The organism is Streptomyces smaragdinus (assembly GCF_009604385.1).
GTDB lineage: Bacteria > Actinomycetota > Actinomycetes > Streptomycetales > Streptomycetaceae > Streptomyces > Streptomyces smaragdinus.
In genome coordinates this window covers 211,466-232,413 of the sequence record NZ_WEGJ01000002.1, presented here as the reverse complement: position 1 = coordinate 232,413, position 20,948 = coordinate 211,466, and the positions used below count along the sequence as shown (strand labels likewise).

Annotated in this window: 22 protein-coding genes and 1 pseudogene; 9 read left to right on the top strand and 14 right to left on the bottom strand. The window is 72.2% G+C overall.

The annotated features are described in order from the left end of the window. Nucleotides 1–44 precede the first annotated feature (44 nt). Nucleotides 45–815 carry an SDR family oxidoreductase gene (locus SRB5_RS04530; protein WP_153450122.1) on the top strand — a complete coding sequence of 257 codons (771 nt, stop codon included), beginning with the start codon at nt 45–47 and terminating at the stop codon, nt 813–815. On the opposite strand, the gene SRB5_RS04525 is transcribed toward SRB5_RS04530, so the two are convergent. After that, a complete protein-coding gene (locus SRB5_RS04525) occupies nt 802–1,467 on the bottom strand; it encodes a S1 family peptidase (RefSeq protein WP_153450121.1) in 666 nt (221 codons plus the stop codon). The two genes, SRB5_RS04530 and SRB5_RS04525, sit on opposite strands and share 14 nt — an antisense overlap. Before the next feature lie 80 nt (nt 1,468–1,547). Next, a complete protein-coding gene (locus SRB5_RS04520; protein WP_323377029.1) occupies nt 1,548–3,518 on the bottom strand; it encodes a heavy metal translocating P-type ATPase in 1,971 nt (656 codons plus the stop codon). A 102-nt stretch (nt 3,519–3,620) separates the two neighbouring features. Here SRB5_RS04520 and SRB5_RS04515 point away from each other — a divergent pair, with 102 nt between their 5' ends. Then, nucleotides 3,621–3,986, top strand: a complete 366-nt coding sequence (locus SRB5_RS04515; RefSeq protein ID WP_153450120.1) for an ArsR/SmtB family transcription factor — start codon at nt 3,621–3,623, stop codon at nt 3,984–3,986. A 9-nt stretch (nt 3,987–3,995) separates the two neighbouring features. Here the strand turns inward: SRB5_RS04515 and SRB5_RS04510 are convergent, their stop codons facing one another. Then, entirely contained in the window at nt 3,996–4,901 is a 906-nt protein-coding gene (locus SRB5_RS04510; RefSeq protein WP_194292825.1) for a DUF5753 domain-containing protein, read from the bottom strand. A gap of 216 nt (nt 4,902–5,117) precedes the next feature. On the opposite strand from SRB5_RS04510, the gene SRB5_RS04505 reads away from it, so the two are divergent. Then, on the top strand, nt 5,118–5,726 hold the full coding sequence (locus SRB5_RS04505; RefSeq protein ID WP_153450118.1) for a dihydrofolate reductase family protein: 609 nt from the start codon (nt 5,118–5,120) through the stop codon (nt 5,724–5,726). Nucleotides 5,727–5,794: 68 nt separating this feature from the next. On the opposite strand, the gene SRB5_RS04500 is transcribed toward SRB5_RS04505, so the two are convergent. The 5 genes from SRB5_RS04500 to SRB5_RS04480 all read right to left on the bottom strand — a co-directional run bounded on the left by SRB5_RS04500 (nt 5,795) and on the right by SRB5_RS04480 (nt 11,669). Beyond that, the gene (locus SRB5_RS04500; RefSeq protein WP_153450117.1) at nt 5,795–6,592 is read right to left on the bottom strand and encodes a hypothetical protein; all 798 of its coding nucleotides are present in this window, start codon (nt 6,590–6,592) and stop codon (nt 5,795–5,797) included. A gap of 241 nt (nt 6,593–6,833) precedes the next feature. Then, entirely contained in the window at nt 6,834–8,897 is a 2,064-nt protein-coding gene (gene ligA / locus SRB5_RS04495; RefSeq protein ID WP_153450116.1) for an NAD-dependent DNA ligase LigA, read from the bottom strand. Between the two features lie 145 nt (nt 8,898–9,042). Continuing rightward, on the bottom strand, nt 9,043–9,789 hold the full coding sequence (locus SRB5_RS04490; RefSeq protein ID WP_153450115.1) for a Type 1 glutamine amidotransferase-like domain-containing protein: 747 nt from the start codon (nt 9,787–9,789) through the stop codon (nt 9,043–9,045). Nucleotides 9,790–9,880: 91 nt separating this feature from the next. Then, entirely contained in the window at nt 9,881–10,576 is a 696-nt protein-coding gene (locus tag SRB5_RS04485) for a T2 family ribonuclease (protein WP_153450114.1), read from the bottom strand. Nucleotides 10,577–11,045: 469 nt separating this feature from the next. After that, nucleotides 11,046–11,669 (bottom strand): TetR/AcrR family transcriptional regulator, encoded by a 624-nt coding sequence (locus tag SRB5_RS04480; protein WP_153450113.1) that lies wholly within the window; start codon nt 11,667–11,669, stop codon nt 11,046–11,048. 103 nt (nt 11,670–11,772) lie between these two features. On the opposite strand from SRB5_RS04480, the gene SRB5_RS04475 reads away from it, so the two are divergent. Then, nucleotides 11,773–12,942, top strand: a complete 1,170-nt coding sequence (locus tag SRB5_RS04475) for an FAD-dependent oxidoreductase (RefSeq protein WP_323377027.1) — start codon at nt 11,773–11,775, stop codon at nt 12,940–12,942. A 276-nt stretch (nt 12,943–13,218) separates the two neighbouring features. On the opposite strand, the gene SRB5_RS04470 is transcribed toward SRB5_RS04475, so the two are convergent. Beyond that, on the bottom strand, nt 13,219–13,380 hold the full coding sequence (locus tag SRB5_RS04470) for a hypothetical protein (RefSeq protein WP_194292824.1): 162 nt from the start codon (nt 13,378–13,380) through the stop codon (nt 13,219–13,221). Between the two features lie 285 nt (nt 13,381–13,665). Here SRB5_RS04470 and SRB5_RS04465 point away from each other — a divergent pair, with 285 nt between their 5' ends. Together SRB5_RS04465 and SRB5_RS04460 are read left to right on the top strand one after the other, a co-directional pair. Then, nucleotides 13,666–14,109, top strand: coding sequence for a hypothetical protein (locus SRB5_RS04465; protein WP_153450110.1), 444 nt, complete (start codon nt 13,666–13,668; stop codon nt 14,107–14,109). A 73-nt stretch (nt 14,110–14,182) separates the two neighbouring features. Beyond that, nucleotides 14,183–14,560, top strand: a complete 378-nt coding sequence (locus SRB5_RS04460; RefSeq protein ID WP_153450109.1) for a hypothetical protein — start codon at nt 14,183–14,185, stop codon at nt 14,558–14,560. A 108-nt stretch (nt 14,561–14,668) separates the two neighbouring features. Here SRB5_RS04460 and SRB5_RS04455 read toward each other — a convergent pair whose 3' ends face one another. Then, entirely contained in the window at nt 14,669–15,541 is an 873-nt protein-coding gene (locus tag SRB5_RS04455) for an NAD(P)H-binding protein (protein ID WP_153450108.1), read from the bottom strand. Nucleotides 15,542–15,604: 63 nt separating this feature from the next. On the opposite strand from SRB5_RS04455, the gene SRB5_RS04450 reads away from it, so the two are divergent. Beyond that, on the top strand, nt 15,605–16,207 hold the full coding sequence (locus SRB5_RS04450) for a TetR/AcrR family transcriptional regulator (RefSeq protein WP_153450107.1): 603 nt from the start codon (nt 15,605–15,607) through the stop codon (nt 16,205–16,207). A gap of 7 nt (nt 16,208–16,214) precedes the next feature. Here SRB5_RS04450 and SRB5_RS04445 read toward each other — a convergent pair whose 3' ends face one another. Then, the gene (locus SRB5_RS04445) at nt 16,215–16,643 is read right to left on the bottom strand and encodes a MerR family transcriptional regulator (RefSeq protein ID WP_323377025.1); all 429 of its coding nucleotides are present in this window, start codon (nt 16,641–16,643) and stop codon (nt 16,215–16,217) included. 58 nt (nt 16,644–16,701) lie between these two features. On the opposite strand from SRB5_RS04445, the gene SRB5_RS04440 reads away from it, so the two are divergent. Then, on the top strand, nt 16,702–17,514 hold the full coding sequence (locus tag SRB5_RS04440; RefSeq protein WP_153450105.1) for an MBL fold metallo-hydrolase: 813 nt from the start codon (nt 16,702–16,704) through the stop codon (nt 17,512–17,514). A gap of 9 nt (nt 17,515–17,523) precedes the next feature. Here the strand turns inward: SRB5_RS04440 and SRB5_RS04435 are convergent, their stop codons facing one another. From SRB5_RS04435 to SRB5_RS04425, 3 genes are read right to left on the bottom strand one after another with little or no spacing between them, the layout of a single operon-like run. Continuing rightward, nucleotides 17,524–18,216 carry a response regulator gene (locus SRB5_RS04435; protein WP_153450104.1) on the bottom strand — a complete coding sequence of 231 codons (693 nt, stop codon included), beginning with the start codon at nt 18,214–18,216 and terminating at the stop codon, nt 17,524–17,526. 4 nt (nt 18,217–18,220) lie between these two features. Then, nucleotides 18,221–19,423, bottom strand: coding sequence for a sensor histidine kinase (locus tag SRB5_RS04430; protein ID WP_153450103.1), 1,203 nt, complete (start codon nt 19,421–19,423; stop codon nt 18,221–18,223). 28 nt (nt 19,424–19,451) lie between these two features. Then, a complete protein-coding gene (locus tag SRB5_RS04425) occupies nt 19,452–20,321 on the bottom strand; it encodes a CPBP family intramembrane glutamic endopeptidase (RefSeq protein ID WP_153450102.1) in 870 nt (289 codons plus the stop codon). A gap of 475 nt (nt 20,322–20,796) precedes the next feature. On the opposite strand from SRB5_RS04425, the pseudogene SRB5_RS04420 reads away from it, so the two are divergent. After that, nucleotides 20,797–20,883, top strand: a pseudogene (locus tag SRB5_RS04420) (MerR family DNA-binding transcriptional regulator); the annotation flags it as partial. Nucleotides 20,884–20,948 lie beyond the last annotated feature (65 nt).

Below are 20,948 nucleotides of genomic sequence, written 5' to 3'. Positions count from 1 at the left end.
ATACACTACCGCAATGTTAGTAACTAACAGACAGGGTGGGTGACATGGGGGATCCGAACGGCAGGACCGCTGTGGTGACGGGCGCGTCGCGGGGCATCGGGCAGGCGATCGCCGCCCGGCTCGCGGCCGAAGGCGCCCTGGTCGTCGTGCACTTCGGTACGGACGAGAGCGGCGCGGCGGAAACGGTGGAGGGGATCGCCCGGGCGGGCGGGACCGCCGTGGCCGTACAAGCCGAACTGGGCGTCGAGGGCGACGTCGAGACACTGTTCGCCGGGGTCGAGTCCGCTTTGGCGGGGCGGCCTCTCGACATCCTCGTCAACAACGCGGCGGCCGCACCGACCGGTCCGCTCGGGGCGACGAGCCGGGCGGAGTTCGACCGTCTCTTCGCGGTGAACGTGCGGGCGCCGTACTTCATCGTCGAGCGCGCGCTGCCGCTGATGCGCGACGGCGGCAGGATCGTCACCATCTCGTCCGTGGCCACGCGGATGGCCAACCCGGCGCAGACGGCGTTCGCCATGACGAAGGCCGCCGTCGAGACGATGAGCACGACCCTCGCCGCCCAGCTCGGGCTCCGGGGGATCACGGTGAACGCGGTCGCTCCCGGAGCCACCCGGACGCCGGCCAACGGCGCGGTCTTCGAGGTGCCGGGCCTGGCGGAGCAGATCACCGCGATGACGGCGCTCGACCGGCTGGGCGGGCCCGACGACATCGCCGACGTGGTCGCCTTCCTCGCCTCCGACGCCGCGCGCTGGGTCACCGGGCAGGTCATCGACGCGAGCGGCGGTCTGTTCCTGGGGCCGGTCAGTAGATCGTGAGCCCGTAGGCGGCGAGGATCTCGACGATCGGCTGGTAGTACGTGGCGCATGATCCGCTGCTGCCGCCGACGATCACGCCCAGGGCCGTGGTGCCGGAGAAGGCGGGTCCGCCGGCGTCCCCGGGGTCCGAGCAGATGTTGGACCGGAACAGTCCGGTGACCGTGCCCTCCGGGTAGGACACGGTGGCGTTGACGGACACCACCAGTCCACAGTGAATGCCGGTGAGCTTTCCGACGTGGCAGAGCGACTGGCCCACCACCGGGTTGGCTGCCCCGGTGATGTCGACGACGCCGAGGCCACCCGCGTTGACCTCGCCGGGGTACGACAGCGTCGGGTTGGTGTAGCGCACGACGCCGAAGTCGTCGAGCGGGAAGCGGAAGCCGGCCGTGACGCCGACCTGCACGGTCCGGTTCGGGTCGGCGTACCAGGTGCTGGAGGCGCTCGCGCAGTGTCCGGGCACGATCCCGTACGAGGCGGTGCCGCCGCGGGCGTTGAAGCCCACGCGGCACACGGTGCCCGCGTCGCCGTACAGGGTGTCCCCGCCCCGGACGGCTCCGGCGGCCACGGCGTCACCGGCCGGCACGATCACGGCGAGGGCCGTGAGGAGCAGGCCGACGACGACGGACGACAGCGGACGGATGTTCGGCCTCATGGGAACTCCCTCGACATCCCGGCGTGTTCCTGTCAAGGGTGCTACAGGCGCCCCGAGTCCGCCAGTACGGATCCGGCGGCTCAGCGCGCCCCCGCCTCCCAGACGCCGGCACGCAGCAGCCGCAGCCCGTTGAGCCCGACCAGGACGGTGGAGCCCTCGTGCCCCAGGACGCCGAGCGGCAGCGGCAGATGCCCGACGAGGTCCCACACCACGAGGCCGGTGATGAACGTCCCGGCGATCACCAGGTTCTGCACCACGAGGGCGCGGGCCCGGCGGGAGAGGGCGACGACGGCGGGTACGGCGGTGAGTTCGTCGCGTACGACCACCGCGTCGGCCGTCTCCAGCGCGAGGTCGGAGCCGGCCCGGCCCATCGCCAGCCCGGTGTGGGCGGCCGCCAGCGCGGGAGCGTCGTTCACCCCGTCGCCCAGCATCAGCACCCGGTGCCCCCGGGCCTGCAGCCGCTGTACGGCCCCGGCCTTGTCCTGCGGCAGCAGTCCGGCGCGGACCTCGTCCGCCGGGATGCCGGCCTCGCCGGCCAGGCGGGTCGCGGCGCGGGGGTTGTCGCCGGTGAGCAGGGCGGGCGCGGTGCCCGTGAGCGCGGTCAGCGCGGTGACGGCGGCGGACGCGTCGGGGCGGATGCGGTCCGCGATGCCCAGCACGCCGGCGGGCTCGCCGTCCACGGTGACGACCACGGCCGTGCAGCCGGTGTCCTCCAGCGCCGCGACGGCACGCCCGGCGGGGGCGCTGCGCGGAGGTCCGGCGGCGATCGCCGGGGTGCCGACGAGGACCGTGCGCCCGTCGACCGTGGCGCGGACGCCGACGCCGGGGGTGGAGGTGAAGTCCGCCGCCTCGGGGACGGGCAGACCGCGCTCCCGGGCGGCGGCCACGACCGCGCGGCCCAGCGGATGCTCGCTCGGGTGTTCCGCGCCGGCCGCCAGCGCGAGCAGGGCGTCCCCGTCGAACCCCGGGAGCGGGCGGACCTCGACGAGCCGCGGCGAACCCTCGGTCAGCGTGCCGGTCTTGTCCAGGACCACCTTGTCGATCTGACCGAGCCGCTCCATCACGACCGCCGACTTCACCAGCACCCCGTGCCGCCCGGCGTTGGCGATGGCGGACAGCAGCGGCGGCATCGTCGCCAGGACCACGGCACACGGCGACGCCACGATCATGAAGGTCATGGCCCGCAGCAGCGCGTCGGTCAGCTCCGCCCCGAGGGCCAGCGGCACCAGGAACACACCGAGCGTGGCGGCCACCATGCCGAGCGAGTAGCGCTGCTCCACCTTCTCGATGAACAACTGCGTCGGCGCCTTGGTCCGGGACGCGTCCTCCACCAGCCGTACGATCCCGGCCAGCACGGACTCGGAGGCGTCCCGCGCGACGCGGACCCGCAGCGCGCCGGTGCCGTTGAGGGTGCCGGCGAACACCTCGTCGCCCGCCACCTTGGCGACCGCCAGCGGCTCCCCGGTGATGGTGGCCTGGTCGACGTCACTGGCACCGGAGACGACCTCGCCGTCCGCGCCGATCCGCTCCCCGGGGCGGATCACGATCGTGTCGCCGACCGCCAGCGCCTCGACGGCCACGGTCTCCTCGCCGCCGTCGTCGCGTACCCGGGTGGCGGTGGACGGCGCGAGGTCGAGCAGGCTGCGTACGGAGTCGGTCGTACGGGCGGTGGCGAGCGCCTCCAGCGCGCCGGAGGTGGCGAAGATGACGATCAGCAGCGCGCCGTCCAGCACCTGGCCGATGGCCGCGGCGCCGAGCGCGGCGACGACCATCAGCAGGTCCACGTCGAGCGTCCGCTCCCGCAGCGCCCGCAGCCCCGCCCAGCCGGGCTCCCAGCCGCCGCACACGTAGCTGGCGGCGTACAGCGGGCCCCAGGCCCACGCGGACGCACCGAGGAGGTGCAGGGGCAGCGCGAGCAGGAACAGCGCGAGCGCGGTGGCGGCCCAGCGGGCCTCGGGCAGGGCGAGCACGGGGGTGCGCTGCCGCACGGCCGGGAGATCGCCGACGGCGCCGGGGCTGCGGCGGTCGGGGCTGGTGACGGTGGCGGGCACGGCGACGGTCCTCCGGAGGCGGCGGGGGCGGGACGGGCGGCGGTCAGCATACAGGAACACTTGAATATGCCTTCATGCGTTCATGCCCGTAGGATGACGGCCATGGGCCACGGTGTTGACACCCCGGCAGCCGCCACCGCACGCGAGCGGCTGGAGGCTGCGGGCGCGAGCGAGATCGCCGCGACGCTGCAGGCACTCGCCACGCCGTCCCGGCTGCGGATCCTCGCCCGGCTGCAGGAGGGCCCGTGCGCCGCGACAGAGCTCGCGGAGGAGGTGGGCATGGAACAGTCGGCCTGCTCGCACCAGCTGCGTCTGCTGCGCAACCTCGGCCTGGTCACCGGCGAACGGCGGGGCCGGTCGGTGATCTACGCGCTGTACGACAACCACGTCGCGGAGCTGCTGGACCAGGCGCTCTATCACGCCGAGCACCTGCGCCTGGGGCTGCGGGATGCCCCGGCCCCCTCGTAACGGCCGCTGTCAGGCTCCCGGAGCCGGAGTACGTGACAGCACACGCTGGAGGAAGGGCGTGCTCTCCGACGTCGTGGCCGCCGCGGCCGTCAGATGATCCATCTGGATCTGCTGCTGCTCCACGTCCATCCGGTCGTCGAAGTACGCGGTGCCCGCGTGGTGCTCCATCACCGCCAGGTCGGGCAGGTCGGGAGCGAAACGCAGCAGGGTGACGGGCGTCGGCGGGCGCTGCCCCGTGCCGCGCGGGAGGATCTGCAGCGCCACGGTCGACCGCGCCGCCTCGATCAGATGAGCGAGCTGCTCACGCAGCACCAAGGGATCCATCTCCGGGTGGGTCAGGGTCTCCTCGGCGAGCACCGCCCACATCGTGGGCGCGTCGGGCTGATGCAGCACATGCCGCCGCCGCATCCGGGCCTCCAGGAGCGCGTGCCGCTCCCCCGGCGTGGCCCCAGGGCGCTCCAGGGCCAGCTGGGCCTCGGCGTAGGCGCGGGTCTGCAGCAGGTCGGGGATGACGTACGGGTGAAACGTACGGATCACCGCGGCCTCCCGCTCGAGGCCGGCCATCGGGGACAGCCCGCCGCCGGGACCGCTCGCGGGCTGCCACCAGCCGGACTCCCCCGCCCGGCGCGCCAGCGCGGTGAGGCCGGACAGGACGTCGGGGTCGGTCACGCCGTACAGGGCGACGAGGAGGGAGAGGTCGCTGTTCCTGAGCGGTGTCCTGCCTGCCTCCAGCCCACGCAGACGGGTCGGGGTGAGGCCCAGGACTCCGGCAGCGGCCTCGGCGGGGAGTCCGGCCGCTTCGCGGATACCGCGCAACTGGGTCGCGAGGATGATGTCCGCGGCGGTCGCACGCCGTCGTGCGCCGGGCCGTGGGAGCGGGCCTATGTACGTGATGGGCTCTCGTGCTGCTGTCACGATCGGTGCTGCCTCTCCCCTTTCAACTGGAGCCGAGTCTTCCATGCGGGCAGGTGGTACGTACAGATGGCCGATCACAAGTTGTGTGACACGTGCGGAAGTTGACAACTTCCGGGTAGGCCGTACGGGTTGCTCACGAGCCGCGCGTTGGACGCGGTCACAGGGCTGCACCATGCTGGGAGGCGGCCGGAAAGGGCACGCGAGGAGGGCCGGGCGATGGGCATGGTGGTGTGCGATCTCACGGTCTCGGCCGACGGGTACTCCGCCGGGCTCAATCAGACCGAGGAGCGCCCGTTCGGCGACGACGGCGGGGACGGCTGGGGTGACCGGCTGCACGCCTGGCGGTTCGAGAAGCCCGAGGTGCACCGGGCCGAGCTCGAACAGATGAGCAGGTTCGGCGCGTACATCATGGGGCGGAACATGTTCGGCCCGGTACGCGGGGAGTGGGACCGGGACTGGAAGGGCTGGTGGGGTGATGATCCGCCGTACCACGCGCCGGTGTTCGTGCTCACGCACCATCCGCGTGATCCGCAGCCGATGGAGGGCGGCACGACGTTCCACTTCGTCACGGACGGCGTCGCGTCCGCGATGCGGCGGGCCCGGGACGCGGCCGGGGACCGCGACGTGTCGGTGCACGGCGGGGCCACCACGGTCAACCAGTACCTCGCCGCCGGTCTGATCGACGAGGTACGGCTGCACATCGTGCCGTTCACCCTCGGCGGCGGGACGCGGATCTTCGACGGGGTGCCGCCGCTGGACCTGGAGCAGGTCGAGGCGCGGGCGGCCGACGCGGTGACGCATCTGAGGTATCGCGTGCTGCGCTGATCCGTGCGGGGCGGGGGTTCAGCGGTACGCGCTGCGCGGCACGGCAACGCCCCGCCCGTCGCGCCGGGTCAGCCGATCGTCGCCGTTCGCGGCACGTTCGCGGCCGGGATCTCAAAGACCACCGCGTAGGACTCCGGCGCGACGCAGCGCGCGCCTTCACCGCCGACCGGCACGGGGGTCATCGTCTCCGCGGTGATGCGCAGGACGGCGGCGGTGTTCCGGCAGCCGGTGACGACGTACGCGAAGAGGCGGCTGCCGGCACCGGTGCCGGCCCCGCCCTCCAGACCGCCCCCGGGCAGCCCCTCGTCGAAGGCCCGGAACTGGTCCGGCTGGGTGACCTCCGCGGCGCGCGGACGGACCGCCCGCTCGAGCCGGCTGAACGCGACCTGCTCCGCGGGCCCCGGCGGCCCGGGCGGCGCACCGCCGACCCGTACATCCCGCGGCACCCGCGACCGGGGCAGCGCGAACACCGCCACGGTCGTGTACGGGGCATAGCACTCCATGTGGTCGCTGACGTCCAGCAGCCGCGCGGAGTAACCGGTGCCCGGCGCGTGGGTGAGGTCCGCCGACCGGCCCCTGGCGCAGGAGGTGTTCCAGATGAACGCGATCAGCGCCTCCGAGCGGAAGTCCCGGCCGTCCAGCTCGGCCTCGAGGTCGTGCACCGGCGCCCAGCCGGCGAACGCCGTCACGTCCGCCCGGGAACGCAGCACCGTCCGCACATCGGCCCGCACACCGGTGGTGACCTCGAAGTGCACGAGCGCGGCATCCACCCGCGTGCCCTCCGAACCGCCCGGACCCGGGTCTCCCCCGCCCGAACGCGCACAGGCCACGGCGCCGGCGGCCACACAGGCCACAGCCACCACCATGCTCAATCCCCGTACCCACTGTCGACGCATGGCCGTTGGACGTGACCGCCGTACGGATCGGTTCCGTTCGGACCCCGCGGCAGGGCGGTGTGACGTTTTCGCGCCCCGCGGCGCTGTACGTAGTGAGCCCCGGCGAGGGCTTCGGCCCCGGGTGCGGCCGGCGTGATTCCTGTGGGGGGTTGTCGCGCCGGCCGACCCGGGATCTCGCCTTTTGCGCCCTTGCGCGCCGCGGGGGCCGGCCTCAGCTCAGATAGTCGGCGACCAGGGCGGCGAACTCCTCCGGGGTGGCGATCTCGACCCCGAGCTCCTCGGCCTTGGCCCGCTTCGACCCGGCCTTGTTCCCGGCGACCAGCAGCGCGGTCCGCTTGGAGACGCTGGAGGAGTCCTTGCCGCCCGCGCGGACGATGAGCTCGTTCATCTCGTTGCGCCCCCATCCCGCGAGCGGCCCGGTCATCTCACCCGTGACGACGACGCTCTTCCCGGTCAGCGGCCCCTCCGCCGCGGCCGGTGTCTCCCCGCCGGGGGCGGGCGGAGTCGCGCCGGGCTCGGTCATGTTGACCCCGGCCGCCACCAGCTTGTCGATGACGGGAGAGAGCTCGGCGAGCTCCGCGACGATCGACGGGGCCTTCTCGGTGCCGATGCCCTCGACCTGCTGCATCGCCTCGGCGTCGGCGGCCCGGACGGCCTCCATGGTCGCGAAGTGCCGGGCGATGCGCCGGGACATCGACCGCCCGGTGCCCCGGACGCCCAGCGCGCACAGCACCCGGCTCAGCGGCCGCGTCCTGGCCTGCTCCAGGGCGGCGAGCAGCTTGTCGGTGCTGGTCTCCCCCATCCGGTCCAGCGCCAGCAGCTGCTCGCGGGTCAGGGTGAACAGGTCGGCCACGTCCGTGACCAGACCGGCGCCCAGGATCTGGACGATCCGGGTGGCACCCATGCCCTCGATGTCGAGCTGGTCGCGGCCGACGGCGTAGGTGAGGGCGGCGAGGAGATGGCAGTTGCGGCCGCGCTCGCAGCGCCAGCGCTGCTCGGAGGTGTCGATGGCGGAGCCGCACTGGGGGCAGCTCTCGGGGAAGACGATGGGCTGCTCGTCGCCGGTGCGCAGATGGGCGACGGGGGCCTCGACGCGGGGGATGACGTCGCCAGCCTTGTAGACCATGACGTGGTCGCCGATGCGCAGGTCGCGGCGGGTGATGTCGTTGGGGTTGTGCAGCGTCGCGTACGTGACGGTGGAGCCGTCGATGACCACCGGCTCGAGCTCGGCACGGGGCGCGATGATCCCGGTGCGCCCGACGTTCCACTCCACGGCCACCAGCCTGGTGATCTTCTCGACGGCGGGCAGCTTGTACGCGATGGCCCAGCGCGGCGCGCGGGAGCCGGCACCGGCGTCCTGCTGGTCGGCGGCGAGGTCGGCCTTGACGACGATGCCGTCGATCCCGAACGGCAGCTCGGCCCGCAGGGCGGCGATCTCCTCTATCCGCGCCTGCACCTCCTCGACGGTCGCCACCGCCCGGCCCGGCACCTCGGTGGCGTCCGCCGTGTGCGCGCCCAGCCGGGCGGCGTACGCCATCAGCTCGCTGTGCGCCTCGCCGCTCAGGCGCCGCGCGGTCTCCTCGGAGGTCTCCGGCCCGGGCAGCAGCCCGTATCCAAAGAACGTCATCTCGACCTGGTACGGGCGGTCCTTGGCCCGCAGGCTGCCCGCGGCGGCGCTGCGCGGGTTGGAGAACGGCTCCCCGCCGTGCCCGGTACGGGCCGCGTTGGCCTGCTCGAACTGGACGCCGGTCATCAGCACCTCACCGCGGATCTCCACGCTGACCGGCTCGGCGAGGGTGACCGGCAGCCCGCTGATCTGCCCGATGCCGTGGGTGACGTCCTCACCCGCGATCCCGTCGCCCCGGGTGATCAGCCGGGTGAGCCGCCCCTCCTCGTACCGGGCGGCGACGGCCAGCCCGTCGAGCTTGGGCTCCACGCTCCACTGCGCCACGGGCCGCCCGATACGGCGCTCCACGCCGGCCGCCCAGGCGCTGAACTGCTCGGCGGAGAAGACATTGTCCAGCGACAGCATCGGCACACTGTGCGGCACATCCCCGACGGCGGCTCCCCCGGCGACCTTCCCCGTGGGGGACTCGGGCAGCACCTCCCCGGGATGCGCGTCCTCGTACGCGGCGATGCCCCGCACCAGACGGTCGTAGGAGTCATCGTCCAGCGCGCTGTCGCCCGCCGCGTAGTAGGCGGCCGCGGCCTTCACCGCATCCTCGACCGCCTGCGCGTACGCGGCGGCATCGGCCAGAACCGGGTGTGTCGTCATGCCCGGTATCTTGCACGCCGGCACTGACAATCCCGCCGGAGCCGGATGCCGCTGTGGACCCGGGCCGACGGGGGCTCGGTCTGGGACGACGTGTTGCAGCACGTACCGGACGAATAGCCCGCTCGGCCTCGCGGCAGGGGGCTTCTCAGCGAGTTGAGAACTCCGCACTCAGCCGTCGGGGCTCGATACGCTCCTCCACCGCCTGGCCTCCGTCGCTGCTCACGATGTAGGCCCCCTTGCCGGCGACTTCGGTCACCGCCTCCACCAGTTCCGTCCCCCGGTACACCAGACCGACCCCGTCGTCGGTGCAGTGCGCCGTGGGTATCGTGCCGTCCGCCACGAGCCGGTGGATCAGCGGGCGTCGTCCCTCGTCCGAGTCGTAGTGCACGCCGTTGCCGTACGGGAGGAATCCGAGTGCGTCCGTGACCGGGCGCAGCGTGGGCCCGAATGAGTCGGTCGCGCCTCCCTGGAACCAGCAGATGGAGCCCGCGCTGACGCCGCTGAGCACGACACCGGCCTGCCACGCGCGGTGCAGGACGCGGTCCAGGCCGTGCGCTCTCCACACCGCCAGCAGGTTGACCACGGAGCCGCCCATGACCCAGACCACGTCGTGGTCGAGGACCGAGCCCTCGATGTCCTCGAGGTTGGGCATGGGAAACAGGTTCAGCGGCGTCAGATCGAATCCCGCCACCCGGGCGGCCTCGGCCATCCGAGCGGTGAAGTGCTCGTCGTCCCCGACGGCGGTTCCGACGTACATGATGCGCGGGCGCCGGCCGTGGACCCCGGAGAGGTCGACCGCATGGTGCACCAGGGCATCGAACTCCACCCTGGTCCGGCCGCCTGCTCGATGCCCGCCGGAGGTCGCGAGGATTGTCGGTTCCAGTGCCGTCATAGCCATGATCGTATAGGTGACGGCCGACGGCTTTGAGCCGCCTCCACTGTCAGCGCCACCCACCCCGCGGCACCCCGGCACGGGGCGCCTGTCAGTCGGGAGCGTCGGGCCCCTCCTCCGCCGCCGCTCCCGCGTCCAGGAAGCCCCGGTAGACGACCGCCATCAGCGCAGCGTAGGCATGCTGGGTCCGGCAGACCTCCGCGTCGTCGCCCGAGGCGTGGAGAGCGATCCGGTCGATCCGCTCCATGAGGTCACCGAGCAGCGCCGGCACGTCCGTGGGGGCGGGCCTGAAGATCCCTCGTTCCACGAAGCGGATGACCGTGGTCAGATATTCGTCCGCGTCCGCGAGGTCGGCATACGTCATCTTCAGGTCCGCGGACGAACCGCCCATGGGGAACGGCGTCTTCCGCCACAGGACGTAGGAATCCACAAAACCCAGCATGGCCGCCCGAACACCTCTCCACACGGCGTCTTCAGCCGAATACCAGAAGGTCACAACCCGTCCGTCAGGAGCGATGATGCCGCCCATTCCGGTGGCGGGGTCGACGTACTTGATACCCATCCCGTACGTCCCGTCCTCCATCTCGATGTCTCTCCTGGAGGCGTTGAGGCCCACTTTACCGCGCGGCTGCCGAAGGGATTCGGCCCACTCCTTCGCATCCTTGAAGTACTGCTCCGGCGTCACCCCGGAGCTGGCCCCGTGTCTTTCCGCGAAATGCCGGTCGAAGCTCTCCTGAGGTGTCTTGAACGAGCCGGGATGCCAGACCTCCTTGACCTCCTCGGGCACGGCGGGCCTGTCGCGTGGTTTGTGTATGCCCGGTATGACCGGATGGCATCAGAGTGACTGGTGCCGGGAAGGATCACCATGGGCAAGGCACGTGGCTCCCACAACAGTTCGGACATCGTACGCACGGGGCCGAGTTGATGCAGCAGCAGGAAATGGACGCCGAGTTCGCACAGGAGCTGGTCGATCGGCCGTCCCGGCCCGGTTCCATCCCGGCTTGCGGCGTGGGCCTCCGCGAGCAGGGAGACGACCGTTGAGGCCCTCCGCGAGGAAGTGAGGGGACGGGTCCGGGAAGCCGATGCAGCGGAGTGTCGGACGTTCGCCAGGCTGATCCGGTCGCGGAAGGTCACCCAGTACTGGCTCTGGTCACGGGCGTCGCCGGCGAGGGTCTTGCGGAGGGCGATTGCCATGGGGCGGGTTCTTCTTCGGCTGGAGCCATGTGATGCGCACGGCGCAACACCGCAGCGGCCGATCAGGTCGCGGCCGAATCCGGTCCCGCCAGGCCGTGCAGCAGCAGGCTGGTGAGGGTGTCGACGATCTCCTCGTCGCCCGCGTCCGGACCGTCTTCCCCGGCGGTGACGACGGCGTAGCCGAGCATCGACACCATCGCCCCCATCGCCGCGGCGACCAGCGCGGGTTCGCCGGGGAGCCGGTGGCCGCTGCGGCGCAGGAACTCCAGGTGGTCGCGGAACACGCTCGTCTCCCCGAGCAGGCTCGCCCAGGCCCGGCCCTCGCCGGGAGGGCCGGCGAAGTGGGTCTGCATCAGGGCCACGATGACGGGGAGGTGGTCACGGATCACCCGCCAGGCGACAGCCAGGTGCTGGTGCAGCTGGTCACGGTCGGTCAGGTCGTGGTCGGCCGGGTGGCCGTCCGCTCCGATCTCCGCGTCGGCCTGCGCGTCCAGGTCGCGCATCAGTGCCTGGAGCAGGGCGTTCTTGTCGGAGAAGTGCGCGTAGAAGGAGCCGGTGGCGCGTCCGGCCTCACGGGTGATGTCCGTGATCTTCGTGTCGAGATAGCCGCGCTCGGCGAACAGCCGCCGCGCCGCGTCCTTCAGCGCCTTCTCGGTCTCGGCGGCCTTCTCCTTGCGTACGCCCATCGGGTGAGGCTCCTTCGTGAGCTTGACGGCGGCCTTCCGCACCATCATAGTGAACTGTCATTCGATGAATTCTGATTCAATGAATCTGCATTCAGGGGGAAACGTGAAGGTCATCGTCATCGGCGGCGGAGTCGCGGGTGCCGCGAGCGCGATAGCACTGCGGCGGATCGGTGCGGAGGTGACGGTCTACGAGGCGTACGCCGAACCGGCGGGCCAGGTGGGCTCGTTCCTGAGCCTGGCGTCAAACGGCCTGCGGGTACTGCGGTCCCTGGGCGTGCTGGAACAGGTGCGGCGCGCCGGGATCGAAGTGCCGCGCCAGCGCATGTGGTCGGGCTCGGGGAAGCTGCTGGGTGATGTGCCGAGGGGCCGCGCGGGCGGCGATGCGCTGCACAGCGTGACACTCATGCGCGGCGCGCTGGTCGAGACGCTGCGCGCGGAGGCGCGGGCGGCGGGAGCGGTCGTCGTCACCGGCGAGCGTCTGGTGGACGCGATCCCCTCAGGGGACGGCGTCCGGGCGGTCTTCTCCGGCGGCCGTACGGCGGAGGGCTCGCTGCTCCTCGGCGCCGACGGCATCCGGTCGGCCACCCGGCCACTGCTCCACCCGGGCGCGCCCGCCCCCGAGTACGCCGGCCTGTACAGCATCTCGGGCGTCGCCGACGGCGTCGACACCGAGCCCGGCGTCTTCAACATGACCTTCGCCCGCGGCGGCGCCTTCATCCACCTCGCGGCCCCCGGCGGAAGGGTCTGGTGGGCGGCGCAGGTTGCCGATCCCGTCGAGCCGGAGCTCACCTTCACGGACGACGAATGGCTGCGCCGCCTCGCCGGGATCTACCGGCACGAGCGGCTGCCGTCCGCCGTCGTCGCGGCGAGCACCGAACTGCACCGCCCGACTTCGATGCACAAGCTCGACGCGATCGGCGTCACCCACAACGATCGCATCGCGTTGCTCGGCGACGCCGCGCATCCCGTCGGCGCGGGGCAGGGCGCCTCGATGGCCCTGGAAGACGCGCTGGTCCTGGCGCAGTCACTGGCCGCGCAAGTCTCGGTGGCGGCCGCTCTCGAGGCGTACGACGATGCCCGCTCGGCCCGCGTCGCCAAGATGGCCGAGGCCGCCGGGAGCAACCGTGACGCCAAGACGGCCGGCCCACTCGCGCGGCGTCTGCGTGACCTGGTGATGCCGGTGGGGGTTCGCCTCTTCTACGAGAGGGCCACGTCTTGGCTCTACACCTATGACTGCGGCGAACTCCCGGGCACCCGGAGCGCGGGAATCTGACGCGATCCACTGCGCCTCAGAGGCCTGGTGTCGAAGCCGGAAATCCGGGGCGCGTCGCCGAGGCGGTCGATCGTCGTGATGTGTTCGCCGCGGATCTCCGGGGCGAACCTCATGATCTCGGCGGTCGAGCGGTAACTGCGTCCACTCGTCGACCTCCGGTCCGTCGAAGGTGCAGCGGTGAACGGAAAGACGTCCGCCCACTCCGGTGTACCGACCAAGTGATTCGATCTTGCGTTCCAGGCGGCGCAGTGCAATGGTGGCCGGCGCCGCCGCCCGTCACGGCCGGGCGAGCCGGGCGACGACGTCGGCCAGGAGGTCCTCGAGCCGCGCGTCGGTGACCACGCCGCAGTTGGCCAGCCCCGTGACGCCCTGGAGCGACGCGAGGAACGCGAGCCCGGTGCGCTCCGGGTCGGGCGACATCCCCGGCGGCGGCTTCACCCGGCCCGAGCCGCTTCGGCGGCGTCCGGGGACCGGCCGGCCTCGCCGGACGTTCCGCGAGGCGGCACAGGACATGGAGGCCGCCGCCCCGGCTGTGAGACGTCTCCGAGGCGCTTACGGGGATCCGCTTCCCGTCGGCGGCCGACAGGAACGGCAGCGGGATCACGCACCGCTGACTCGCGGCCGATCCGGCACAACACGGCTGCCGACCTGCGTGACGGCAACCGCTGGTTCCCGCAGCCCGGCACGAACCGCAAGGTGCTGTATGACAAGTACGGTTCGGACATGGCCGAAGAGGAAACTCACCGCGGCGTCCAGGACGCCGTGGACCGCGAAGCGCGAGGGCAGGTACGTACCGCAGATCAGGGCGGGTTCGTGCGGGCTGTCGCCGTCGTCTCCGGCGGTGCCGTCACCGCCTTCGCGGGAGTGCTGCTCGTCGGCCGGTCCTGGACCGTCTGCGACATCGGGACGGCCGACCTGCCGAACCTGATGGCGCTCATGCTCTACGCCGTCCCCCTGTGGGCCCTGGCCACCACGGCCTGGTGGGCGGGCGCCGTGGTCCTCGGCCGCCGCAGCATCTCCGCGGGACTCGCCGCGGCGCTGCTGGCGTCGGCGTGCCTGATCTGGGCGTTCATGGCCTGGCAGCACGACCCCGGCGGCGACTACCCCGCCTTCGCCTGCCCGCCGGACAACGTGCCGCCGTGGTGGCCGGGGTGGCTTCCGCTGTGATCGGCCGGCGGTCACGGCCGTGCGCGGGTATCGCCTCCGGAACCGCGGGTCGCCGGGCGCGTATCGTCCGTATATGGACACCACAGCCTCACCCCGCGTCCTCGTGATCGGACTTGATCCCTACCGGGTGCCCGGGCCATGGGACCCCGAGCCGGTGGCCAAGGCGATCAAGGCGGGACTGACCGAATTCGCCGACCACGGTGTGAGCGTCGAAACCTGTCTGATCGGCCTCGACGGAAGCGACGACGTGGAAGCGGTGGTCGCGGACGCGTTACGAGCCCATCCCTGGGAATGCGTCACCGTCGGCGGCGGCCTGCGGCACTCGGACGATCAACTCGAACTCCTCGAACAGGTAATCAATCTGATCCGGCGCCACGCACCCGATGCCGCCATCGCGTTCAACAGCACCCCGGCCACCACCTACGAGGCCGCCGCCCGCTGGATCGAGTGACGACCGCGAACGGGGCATTCCCTGGCACACCGCCGGAACATCCGATGAGCCGGCCGCGGGCCGTGGTCTCTTACGAGAACCAATTGCATCGTCCGGGAATCAGATCGCCTACGACCCCTCCGCGAACGCACCGGCGTGGTCGACAGCCCACCGATGGAACGTTCGCGGCGCCCTCCCGAGGATGTCGGCCACCGCGGTGGTGATGTACGCGGGCTGTCCGACAGCCGCACTCCACGCGGCGAGCAGCATGTCGATGGCCGAGGCGGGCGCCCTGTCCTGCCACAGCCTTCGGAACTCGTCCGGCGTCAACTCCTCGAACGCGATCCGGCGCCCCAGGGCGTTGCCGATGGCCTCCACCTGCGCGGCCTGGGTCAGCGATTCTGAGCCCGTCAGGACGTAGTGCCCCCCGGCGTGCCCGTCCTCGTGGAGCGTCCGGGCCGCGACGGCCGCGATGTCGCGGTCGTCGACCGGCGCCGACTCGGCGGCGCCGTACGGCCACCGGACGGCTTCGCCGGCGCGGATCGCGGGCGCCCACCAGGCCAGCGAGTTCGACGCGAACATCCCCGGGCGGATGATCGTCGACTCGAGGCCGGTGGCCGCGATGAGCCGCTCGATGCCGGCGTGCAGCGCCGCCATGGGGTTGGGCTGCTGGAAGAAGGGATGCGGCGTCCGGTGCGGGGAGGAGAGGAAGACGATCCGCCGCGCGTGGGCCGCCAGCCGGTCGACGACTGCCTCCGCGGTCCGGGGCGGGGCGGTCCAGAGGAGGAAGACCGCGCCCACGCCGTTCAACGCCCGGTCGAGCGAGTCGGGGGCCGTGAGGTCGCCCGTGAAGACCTCGGCCTTCGCCGGCAGGTCCGTATCGGAGCGGCGGGCGAGGGCACGGACCGGTACGCCCGCGTCGAGGAGTTGGTCGACGACGAGGCGGCCGACCCGGCCGGTCGCTCCGGTGACGAGCACGGGAGGAGTGTCCTTCTGATTCATACCATCCATGAAAACGTTACCCGGTTAAAAAAGCAACCCGGTTACGAATGTTACTGTGGACGGATGAGCGAGCCGACGGGACTGCGGGCCCGCAAGAAGGAGCGGACGCGCGACGCCATCGGGGACGCGGCCGTCTCGCTGTTCCTGGAGCACGGCTTCGACCGGGTCTCGGTCAACGACATCGCCGCGGCGGCCGAGATCTCCAAGCCGACGCTCTTCCGATACTTCCCCACCAAGGAAGATCTGGTGCTGTACCGCTTCGCGGACCACCAGGGCGAGGCGGCGCGCGTCGTACATGACCGCGGGTCCGGCATCGAGCCGGTAACGGCGCTGCACCGCCACTTCCGGGCCGGCCTCGACCGGTACGACCCCGTCACCGGCCTCTGCGATCACCCCGAGGTGGTGGCGTTCCACCGGCTGGTGTTCACCACACCGAGCCTGGCGGGACGGCTCACGCGGTATCAGCTCGAGGACGAGGAGGCGCTGGCGGGCGCCCTCGGCGAAGGCATCCGGGCACGCCTGCTGGCCGCCCAGGTACTCGCGGTCCAGCGCGTCCTCGCCCGGACCAACTGGCGGAAAATCGCCGACGGCCGCACCGCCCACGACGTCCGCCCCGAGGCCGTGGCCGACGCCGACCAGGCATTCGGCCGGCTGGCGGATCGCTGACGCCCCGTCACGAACTGTCGGCAGCGGGACTCGGCACGCCCGCCGCCACGTTGCCCATCGCGCGCCGGAAGTCCGGGCAGTCGACGATCGGTTCGTGGGCACAGACGGCCGCGTGGCGCAGGCTGTCCCGCAGCCTCGTCAGGCGGCCGATCCGTTCGTCCAGGTCCTCGGCCCTGGCGGCCATCCGGACCCGCAGGTCCCCGTCGGACGGACCCGCGGCCAGGAAGCGGCCGATCTCGGCGACCGGCACCCCGGCGCTGCGCGCGCAGGTGATGAGCCCGAGGCGCTCCAGGACGTCCGGACAGTAGGTGCGGCGCAGGCCGTTGCGGCCCTCGGGGGCGATCAGGCCCTTCTTCTCGTAGAAGCGCAGGGCCGAGGGCGCGAGCCCCGAACGGCGGGCGACCTCGCCGATGTCGAGGAGCGGTTCGTCGGGCACGGAGTCCTCCCCGGGAGAGCTTGACTTGAAGCGCGATTCAAGTCGCAGCCTAGTCGGTATGCAGATTCATCACCTCAACTGCGGCTCGGTCCGCACGATCGACGCCACCTACGACGGCCCCGCTCCGGCGCCGGCCGTCAACCACTGCCTGCTCGTGGAGACCGACCGCGACGGCCTCGTCCTGGTCGAGACCGGACTCGGGCTCGCCGACGTCCGCGACCCGGACGGCACGCTCGGCGCCGACTGGGTCGAGATGGCCGCGCCGGTGCTCGACGAGGAGGAGACGGCCGTCCGGCAGATCGCCCGGCTCGGATTCGACCCCTCCGACGTACGCCACATCCTGGTGACCCACCTGGACGTGGACCACTGCGGCGGCCTCCCCGACTTCCCCGGCGCCCGAGTCCACGTCCTGGCCGCCGAACTCGCCGCCGCACGCGCCGAGGCCCCGAGCCGGCGCTACCGCCCGGCCCACTGGGCACACGAGCCCCACTGGGTCACGTACGGCGGCGAGGAAACCGCCGGGGACTGGTTCGGCTTCACCGCAGTGCGCCCGCGCGGGCTGCCGGACGAGTTCCGGCTCGTTCCGCTCGGCGGTCACACCGCCGGCCACACCGGCGTCGCCGTCCACCGCGGCGAGGGCTGGCTGCTGCACTGCGGCGACGCGTACTACTACCACCGCGAGATGGCGGAGACCAAGGAGCCCCACCCGCTGCTGGACCTCGTCCAGACCGGCTCCGAGGTCCACCGCGACCTGCGGCTGGGCACCCAGGCCCGGCTGCGCGAGCTGGTCCGCGAACACGCGGACGAGGTCGCCCTCTTCTCGGCCCACGACCCCTGGGAGTACGCCCGCCTCGCCGTGCTGCCGAGCTGAACTCCCCGTTCACGCCGTTCCCGTCACCAGGCCGACCCGGTAGGCGAGGACCACGGCCTGGACACGGTCGCGCAGGCCGAGTTTCGCCAGGATCCGCGACACATACGTCTTCACGGTCTCGGGCGTGATGAACATCGCCCCGGCGATCTCCGCGTTCGACATCCCCTCGGCGATCAGCTGAAGCACCTCCAGCTCCCGCGGGGTCAGCGCGCTCACGACGTCCTGCCTGGCCGGCCGGGAGGTGTCGGACGGGCGCACGTGCTCGGCGAAGTGGCCGATGAGGTGGCGGGTGACGGCAGGCGCCAGCAGGGCCTCGCCGCGGGCGACGGTCCGGATGCCGTTCACCAGCTCGGCCGGGGGCGCGTCCTTGAGGAGGAAGCCGCTCGCCCCGGCGCGGAGCGCGTCGTAGACGTAGGCGTCGACGTTGAAGGTGGTGACGACCAGTACCTTCGGCGCGCCCTCGGTGTCGGGGCCGGCCAGCTGCCGCGTGGCCTCGATGCCGTCGAGCAACGGCATCCGGATGTCCATCACGGCCACGTCGGGGCGCAGGCGCCGCGCGGCCTGCACCGCCTCGTGCCCGTTCTCCGCCTCTCCGACGACCTCCATGTCGGGCTGCGCGGAGAAGATGGTGACGTAGCCGGTCCGCACCAGCGCCTGGTCGTCGCAGACGAGCACACGGATCGGTGGCGGCGCGTCGCTCAAGGGGTCACTCCTGACGGGGCTGGGACGGAATGGTGGCGCGGACCTCGAACCCGCCCTCGGGCCGGGGGCCGGCCTCCAGTTCACCATCGAGCATCCGCACCCGGGTACGCAGCCCCGTCAGACCCCGTCCGCCCGCCGGGCCCGGTTTCCGCGGCGCCGGAGCGGCGGCGGGACCGTCGGTGGTCACCTCGATCCCGATGTGCGCGTCGCCGTGCCGGAGCAGGACGCGGGTCGGCTTTCCGGCCGCGTACTTCATGGCGTTGGTGAGCGCTTCCTGCACCACCCGGTACGCGGCCAGCTCCACGTCCACGCCCTGGGGCCGCCGCTGCCCCTGCTCGCTGAACTCGACCGGCTGACCCGATCTGCGAGCCTGCTCGACCAGGTCCCCCACGCGTCCCAGGGCGGGCGCCCGGTCCGCGGGCGCCGAGTCGCCGGTGGCCTCCAGGACGCCGAGCAGGTACCGCAGCTCCGTCAGCGCGCGGCGGCCGGTGTCGCTGACGGCGGTCAGCGAGTCGCCGGCGCGTTCCGGCGCGGACGTGAGCAGGAACTGCGCCGCGTCGGCCTGGACCACCATGGCGGTCACGTGGTGGGTGACCACGTCGTGCAGCTCGCGGGCGATCCGTGCCCGCTCGGTGGCCGTGGCCACCTCGGCGGCCAGCCGCCGCCGCGTCGCCTCCTCCGTACGCCGCGTACGCACCGTACTGCCCACCAGCCAGGCCACGGCCAGCACCAGACCGAACGCGAGATAGTCCGGTACGTGCTGTGGTGACCCGAGGCGGTTCAGGACGACGGCCAGCACGGTGTAGCCCGAGGACGCCACGACGGCCGTGCCGCGGCGGAAGCGGACCTGGTGGGCCCCGGCGGAGTACAGGGCCAGATACAGCCCCACGCTCGCGAACGTCGTCGCGAAGCCCAGCGCCTGGTGCACGGCGAACGCGGCCGCGACGGCCGCGAGACAGGCCGCGGGCCACCTGCGGCGGACGGTGAGGGGCAGGGCCTGGGCCAGGATCAGTACGACGCTCAGCGCGTCCCCCGGCCGCCGGGGCAGATCGCCGATCTGCGCCCCGATCTGGGACAGGGTCGGCGCGAAGGCCAGCAGGGCGAGTACCAGGGCGAGGACGCCGTCCTTGTGGACGGCGTCGCGCTCCTGCCACCGGGCGAGAGGCGCCCGGAGCCGTGGGAGGCTCCGGGGCGCCCGACGGGACATCACGTGCGTATCCTCCAGTCGGCCTGTCTCAGTGGTCCGCGTGCCGACGGGGCTTGAGGCCGCCGCCGCGGTGGGCGCGGACCAGCATGGAGACGGCGAGGGCCACGCTGATCAGGACGGGCACGATCGACGCCTCGAGGCCGAAGTCGCCGCCGGTCCAGAACGCGGAGCCGTGCATCTCGACGGTGAACAGGCCGTCGGGAGTGTGTCCGGAGACCGGGATGCCCAGCAGCTGCTCGGCCGCGTTCCAGGCGAAGTGCAGGCCCACGACGAACCAGATGTTACGCCGCCACACGAACGCAGCGCCCAGCAGGACGCCGGCCTCCAGCGCGATCGCCAGACCGCTCCACGCGTTCGCCCCCGGGGCGCCCAGGTGGGCGACACCGAAGAACAACGACGTGATCACCAGGGCTGCCCGGCTCCCCCACAGCTGCTCCAGGGCCTGCAGCGCCAGACCGCGGAACATCAGCTCCTCGGTGACCGCGGCGCCGATCTGCACCATCACGGTGGTCCACACGACCGACAGGAAGCCGTTGTCCGCCCAGGAGAACGAGTAACCCCCGAACAGCGTGAGCAGCAGGGCGGACACGAGGACGAAGCCCAGCCCGATGCCACCGCCCAGCAGCACCTCCCGGCCGGCCCCGCCCCGCGCGAGTTCCGGCGTCGTACGCCGCGCGACACGACGTACGACGAGCCAGTACACGGCCACCGCGGCAGCCGCGCCCAGCACCGGCACCGGCCCGGGTCCGGTCGCCGTCAGACCCGAGAGCAGGCCGACGCCGGCCATCCCCGTCAGCATCCAGCCGAGCGGGGAACGCACGATCCGGCCGAAACGGCCGCCGCTGTCCTCGTCCGGTCCGGAGCCGGTGTCGTGCTGTCCGGCGGGCGTCGTACTCATGGCGGTCTCCCCGATAGGCGGTCGGTCGCACCTGCGGCGACCTGACAACCACGCTAGGAATTCGCCGCCGTCCGCGAATCACCCGCCGATGGACAACCCCTGTAGCTCTCACGGGGGATGCGCCACCGCGCAACGCGTTCGTGGTTTGTTCCCGCCCGCCTCGGACGTGCCCGCTCGGCCCGGGCCGCCATCGCCGGGACCGCCGGTCAGAGGCGCTGGCTGGTCAACGCGTGCCGGGACATGCTGTCGCAGATCGAGACGGCGAAGCTCAGACGGCGCGTCCAGCACTACGGCCACCGCTACGACTACGGACGCAGCGTGACAGCTGCCCCCCCGGACGACAACGACTGCTCCGCCACTGCCGGAATGGGCGCGCCAACAGGCCGCCCGTCTGACCCGGGAGCCGGAGCCAGGATCCCCCGCGGCCGACGCGTATCGGTGGCGTTCCGCACCGTACTGGAGCGGCAGGCATGACGTCTCGGTCCGGATGCTGCGTCATTACGACGCGACCGGACTGCTGCGCCCGGCTCACGTCGACCCGGCCAGCGGCTATCGCCACTACACCGATGGTGAACATGATCTCCCAAGTGGATCGCCTGACACGGTGTGAGGGTCAAGAAGCTAACT